The following is a 1,644-nucleotide window of genomic DNA, read 5'->3' as shown; positions in this document are numbered from 1 at the left end:
TTTTTCACTTACATATTTAAATATGTAATAAAAAACTCCCCAATTCTAAAAAATATATAGATTGCAGCTACCATTGATTTTATTCCACTCTAAATGCGTTTAGAAATTTTTTTGGTACTGACGAATGAAAAAAAGGAGCTGCAGTAAAGCAAGCTCCTCCACTATCGTACCCGTTGCGTAATCTGTCCTAATTGATAATCCTTTTGCTACTGAATTATCCGATTTCGGGTAATTTGTAATGTTTTACTTCTCAGTTCACTGACTTCACTAATCAATGAGGATAGCTTGTCTGAATACTGACGTTTCGACTCCAAATTTTTCAACGAGGCTAGATTGATCTCTATGGTCAGTAAAGCAGATTGGGCGGCAGCTTCAAACAGTATGGCACCAATACCAAGATCCGAGACCACATTCTTATTAGATGATTCTGCAATATTATGTGTGTATAAAATACCAACCCTGCAAACCTCAATAAGACGAAGAGGAACATCGATTGCAAGGATTGTAGCTTCATGTATTGCGTTCTTGCGTATGAGTTTTTCTTCATCCGTACTCTTGGTAGACCATTGAACCGAACCACTCAGAAAATTGCTTATTTTTTATCCCCTTGTGGAGCCAGATTACACTCTTTCTAATTGTATATACGACTAAGCAGGATATTAAAATCATTCCTAATAATTCAAATTCCAAATGTGTATCCTCCTGTAATGTGTCTTTTTACTCTTGTATTGGTTAGACGCAAAAAATCATGAAAAGGTTCAGTTTTTGCATTTTCCTCCCATTACTTCAATGACGAAGGGAGCAGCTGCAGCGACGGTCTGCTCCCTGATTTGAATGAACTATCGTACCCGTTAGCTCAATGATTGTTAACCAACTGATTTAATCTGTATAAACATATCAAATTCACTTTCACTGTCCTCACCTTTATATCTATGGTCGTATACCTCAAAACAAATAACATCGAACTGTTCGTAATTGTTTGTTCCGAGCCAGTTAATGAGTCCTTCAAACGTTTCATTAATCTTGCCTAAAGGTCCTTTGTGCGTAACCGTTGCATACTTGCCTGCTGGAATTTTGTAGGAATACATTCCTTCAGGTACCTCACTTTGTATTGAAGTTTCAACCCCTGCTAGATAGCCATGTTCATTTCTTTTGATTAATCCAATGGTTTCGAGTTGATTTAACCTGTCATTAACTTCGTCTATCCTGTTAAACAAAGCTGGCCAGACATCTCCAGGATTAGTTTGTTTCCCAATATTGCCTATTCCGACAATCTTGCGTTCAGAAAATTCAACTAATGTTGGTGTGTTAATCATTGCTTATTCGTCTCCCTTATAAGTTGAGTTGAGTTTAATTATCAATTCAACATACACCCAATATTTCCTCCCAATTATTGTAACTAAACTGCCATTTAGCTTAATGAACAAGGAGCAGCTGCCGCAGCAAACTGCTCCTATTTTGATTGAACTATCGTACCCGTTAGCGTAATGAACTATCCTTACGTGTGGGAACCCAATCTGTTAAACCAGTAGGTTTATTATTAGCTTCATACCATCTGTAGAAATCCTCAATGGTTCGTGCATTACCGTCTAAAACAGACTGATAAATGTATATTGATGGATATTTCTCTCCGCGTTGAATCAA

2 protein-coding genes are annotated in these 1,644 nt (G+C 37.1%); both read right to left on the bottom strand.

The window, feature by feature from the left end; genetic code table 11:
* Window positions 1–206: 206 nt before the first annotated feature.
* Window positions 207–584, bottom strand: coding sequence for a cyclodeaminase/cyclohydrolase family protein (locus ASG81_RS29585; RefSeq protein WP_268795757.1), 378 nt, complete (start codon window positions 582–584; stop codon window positions 207–209).
* 282 nt (window positions 585–866) lie between these two features.
* Entirely contained in the window at window positions 867–1,316 is a 450-nt protein-coding gene (locus tag ASG81_RS03800; RefSeq protein ID WP_081417115.1) for a GyrI-like domain-containing protein, read from the bottom strand.
* Window positions 1,317–1,644 lie beyond the last annotated feature (328 nt).

It is taken from the genome of Paenibacillus sp. Soil522 (assembly GCF_001428245.1).
Classification (GTDB): Bacteria; Bacillota; Bacilli; order Paenibacillales; family Paenibacillaceae; genus Pristimantibacillus.
This window is presented reverse-complemented; position numbering and strand designations above follow the sequence as displayed.

Excerpts from the sequence above, each read along its gene's own strand:
- ASG81_RS03800 (WP_081417115.1), bottom strand. The coding sequence starts at position 1,316 with ATGATTAACACACCAACATTAGTTGAATTTTCTGAACGCAAGATTGTC.